Here is a 4,755-nt window from a genome sequence, read left to right as displayed (position 1 = left end):
GATTCCATTCAAGTATTGGGTATAAAAAACCTATGAATGTTTATCTGGATTACGTACAACATTATGAACAAATAGCAGCTTAATTTTAAGCAACATTACCAAGTACATTGTTCATATATTTTGTCTTGATTTTTCAGGCCATTATAGTTATGGGATTAATGACCGGTAACGTAAATTATGAAGCAGATGGCATATTAGCACCTGAAGGTATAACAGGAAACGTAGACTTTAAAGGAACTAACGGAACGTTTAATGTAAATGCCGGTTTTGCAATTGACGGAGCAGTACTTAGCACCGGTGGAGTGGGCGGTATTTTAAGCTTTAAAGGTGATGGTGATGTAAGACAGAATATAGGGGTGGATGCAAAAAATAGCCCGGCTCTTATAATAGTGCAAGGTGATGATACAACAAATGTATCTCTAGTAGATAATGTATTTGTAGGAGGTATTAATTTTACAAACGGTGGAAAATTACAGCTTGGTAAAAATCTCGTGGCAAAGAATATTGATTTTGGAGCAAAGGGCGGTACTTTAGAGCTTGACGGTAAAGGGCAATATATTTCCAATGCCGTTATAGCAAATGGGCAAACTGGTGTATTAAATGTTTTAACTACCTTAACGGCTACGGATGCAAGCATTGGTACGCTTAAAACAATAAATATAGGGGATGCTAATGCAAGGCAGAACTTTTTAATTGAAGTAAATAATGGCAATTTAGCTCTGCTGAGTAGTCCAAATAGTAGCATTAACTTCGGCAATGCAAATTCACAATTAACATTAACTGCACCTGTGGATCAAACGGTTACATTTGCTAATAGTTTAAAAGGTGGTGGTATAGTATTTTTAAATGGCAACGGTCATAATTTAGTTATAGACGGTGATAAGGGAGTGACGCTCGGCAGTAAAGGTAACAAGCTTGATGCTTTAAATATCAAGGGAAATGTTACTATTACTAATAATTTAGACACACATAATATTAATCAGTTAAATATTCAAAAAGAAGCAGTATTTACTGATCAAAGTTTAACATCAGCTAAGATTGCAGAGATAAATATCGGTGAATTAGCTGGAGCGGCTACTTATGCTTTAGATGCTGTAAATGGTGATTTTGAGTTAAATACCGGCGGTATGAAGTTTATACATGAAGATTCGGCATTAGATCTTAAAAATAGCTCAAATGCTAATGATCATACTATAACACTAACAGGACCTTTGGATTCAGGACATGATAAGTCCGGTATAATAAAGTTAACTACAGGCGATAAAAATTTAATAATAGATAATAATGGTAATGATGATAATACGCTTGGTACAAAAAATCATAGATTAAAAGAATTGGATTTTGTCAGCACCGGTAGTGGTACTATAAATTTACAAGCAGAAATACATGTCGAAAATATTATATTAGATATTCATGCTATTACACTTAAAAAAGTAAAGGCGAATATTAGATTTGAAGATGATACAATATACACTGCAACAGGAGATATAGAAGGTGATGTTATAGATTTCCAAGGTAAAGCAGGTATAATTAATATTGCCGATAATATAAAAATTGATAGTAAGGTTACAAGTACTGGCGATATGAATGGTGAGTTGAATTTTGAAGGAGCAGGGGAAGTTACCAAGCTAATTACTAATATAAAAATGTTAAAAGCAGGTAGCGGCAATGTATCCTTAACTGCAGGCGGTGATTACTCTATCGGTGAGATTCAAGGTAACGGTAATAATAATTTAACTTTTGGTGCTAATTCTAGGCTAACGACAACTTATATTAATAAGACCGGCGGGCAGGCTGTCAATTTAATCTTTACTGACGGGGGTAGTGTTCGTAATGCCGTTGGTTCAAATGCGGCAGTCGGTGATATTATCGTAAAAGCAGGTGAGGTAAATTTTGGCAGTACCGTTAAAAGCGGTAATATTATAGTATCAAACGGTGCAAAAATAGAGGTCAATGATAATATCACTGCCACGGATATTGCAGGTGAAAATGAGAATGACGGTACTTTAAAATTAAACAACAAAGTTCCTATTAATATAACAGGTACTATTGGGAATAATAATAGTTTAGGTACAATAGAAGTAGCTGGTAGAGATGTTACTATTACAGGTGAGTTAAAAGCTCAAAATATTTTATTCTCTAATGCCGCTCAAGATGCAACTCTAACCTTAGGAGCAGCAATCCAAGTTACAAATATTACTACGGCAGGTAATAATATTCATACGTTAGTAGTAACAGATTTTGATACAGGTAATAGTGTTATTGGGGCTGAAGATCATAGGTTAAAAGCAATAGAATTAATAGGAAACGGTTTAATTACGGTAAATACTAAGAATTTTTATTCAGATGTAACTACTGTGAATAATGGACAAGGTAACGTAAAACTTAATATAGAGGGTGGTACTACTTATAGTTTGGGAAGTGAAAATAATAGTTTAGCAAGTGTACAAGTCAGTGAGAATAGTACTATTAAAGGTGATGTATATTCTAAAGAGGTTAACATTGATGCAGGTAAGAATATAGATTTTGAACGAGGTAATAATAATAGAAATGCTAAAAACATAATTATACGGGATGTTTTGGTAGATAGAGATCTCCTCCCTCGTTCGCTTCAGCTATTTACTTATTTAACTGATATTAAAGCAGATAAGCTGAATTTTGCAGATGCTGCTGCTTCTGTGCATTTTAAAGATGCGGTTTTAGTAAATGCTGAGATTGATGGCGGTGGTGATATAAAATTTGATGAAAATGTTTGGTTAAAAGAAGAAATTAAAAATATAGGGCGATTAGAGTTTGCTTCTGAGAAATGTGCTGTCCTTGAGAAAAATATTAAAGCAGCTAATTTAGTAGTAAATAAAGCAAATATAGTACTGTTGGATAATTTAGGAATAGATGCAGATTCACAATTTACGGATTCTGTTTAGATTTAGCTAATTATGAATTAAAACATACCGGAAATGTTACATATAACGGTACTCTTGAGATTATTACATATTTTGATACGACATTGCAATCAGGCGGGCATATATTAGTCGGTAACGGGGCTAATGTTGATATGTCACCTCTAGATAAACTAGTTATTAAAGTTAAATCACGTTCTGATATTACTAAAATCACTCCTGATACTAAACATGAAGTAATACTAAAAGAAGCAGGCGGAAATTTTATTCCTGTTGCTCAAAATAAAGTTACTGTTGATACAAGCGGAGAATTAAACAGGCTGATAAGATGGGTAAGGTATGTAAGTGATGAGAATGGAGTCGTATTGCTGAATAATAATGATAACGGTGGCGGTAATCCTGAAAATCCTAATCCAGGTGATGGTGATAACGGAGGAGGGAATCCCGGTAATCCTAATCCAGGTGACGGTGATAATGGCGGAGGGAATCCTGGAGATGGTGGATTGATACCTATTTTTGATCCAAAACCGATAAAAGATGAGGTTACGGGTCCTATAGCTCCCGGTCTTATAGACCAATTAATCGGTATCGGCATTGGTAATGAGAGTGATGCAGGTAAAGCGTTAGATAATTTAGGATCGACAAAAAATGTCTCAGAAACTTTAAATCGTTTAGGAGGAAGAACAGATGTGAGGGGAGTGAGTGAGGGGTTTGGAGAGTTTAATAGAGGAGAAATAGAGGATATATTAACTGATATTTCGGTAAATATGGATAGTTTTGTTTCTTCAGGCGTCAATACTAGACTAGATGAGGTAAATAATAAGGATGAAAGTACCCGTACTAACCAAGCGGCAATAGCTGCCGGTGATGAAGATAATATTGGTACGGGTATTTGGGGCGTTCCTTTTTACGGTAAGGCTACGCAAAAATCTCGTAATGATGGAGCAAGCGGGTATAAGTCTAAATCTCAAGGAGGAATAATAGGTTTTGATTATGCTTTAAGTGACAGAGTAATAGTTGGAGCTGCCTATACTAGAGCTGATAGTAAATTACGCCATCAGGATTATAAAATCGGTGATAGGACTAAAGCTATAAGCGATATATACTCTATCTATGGGCTTTATAATTGCGAGACAAGTAATTTTTTTGTTGAGGCTATAGGCTCATACGGTAGAAGTAGAATTAAGAATTATGAAAAACGTAAGGTTTATACAGGTGATCAAACTGCAATCGGTAAGTTTAATAACACTTCTTATAGCGGTGAATTACTTGGCGGTTATAATTATTTAATATCTAACCTCATGGCTATAACACCGATGATCGGAACTCGTTATGCTACATTTAAAAATAATAGTTACAAAGAAACAGGTACTACTTTCCAAAATTTATCCGTTAGAAAAAAATCATATGATAGATTTGAAGGCATAGCGGGGTTAAAAGGCATAACTAATTTCTTTGTAAGAGACGTAAAAATAAAACCGGAATTACACGGTTTCGTAAGTTACGATTTTAAAGGAAAATTACCAAATATTGAGGCTCGCCTTGACGGTATAGATGAGCCGCTTACAACAGTCAGATTTAAACCTACAAAACTAAATTATAATTTAGGTGGTGGAATTTCTACTCAATATAATAGGATGGAGTTCGGTATTAGATATAATTCGTCCCTTGCGAAGAAATATATAGCTAACCAAGGTTCTCTTAGACTTATAGTAAATCATATAGTATTAGGTGCAGTAAAAAACTTTTTTAAAGTTTCGTACAAGTTTGCGAATTCAGTAATTTTATTCTTAATCCATCGTTTCATATTAGCCCAGAATTTTTCTATCGGATTTAAATCCGGTGAATATGGCGG

At 34.6% G+C, this 4,755-nt stretch carries 2 protein-coding genes and 1 pseudogene; 2 read left to right on the top strand and 1 reads right to left on the bottom strand.

Going from position 1 to position 4,755, the window contains the following annotated elements; genetic code table 11:
- The first annotated feature begins 125 nt into the window (after window positions 1–125).
- Both AC1Z7D_RS05865 and AC1Z7D_RS05860 read left to right on the top strand, forming a co-directional pair.
- Entirely contained in the window at window positions 126–2,924 is a 2,799-nt protein-coding gene (locus tag AC1Z7D_RS05865) for a beta strand repeat-containing protein (RefSeq protein WP_482602806.1), read from the top strand.
- Between the two features lie 131 nt (window positions 2,925–3,055).
- Window positions 3,056–4,549 (top strand): annotated as a pseudogene (locus AC1Z7D_RS05860) (autotransporter domain-containing protein); the annotation flags it as partial.
- Between the two features lie 68 nt (window positions 4,550–4,617).
- Here AC1Z7D_RS05860 and AC1Z7D_RS05855 read toward each other — a convergent pair.
- Window positions 4,618–4,728, bottom strand: a complete 111-nt coding sequence (locus AC1Z7D_RS05855) for a hypothetical protein (protein WP_482601400.1) — start codon at window positions 4,726–4,728, stop codon at window positions 4,618–4,620.
- Window positions 4,729–4,755: the final 27 nt, after the last annotated feature.

The organism is Rickettsia sp., from assembly GCF_965035265.1.
Note: the sequence above shows the minus strand (reverse complement) of the source record. Positions and strands in the feature narration are given on the sequence as shown.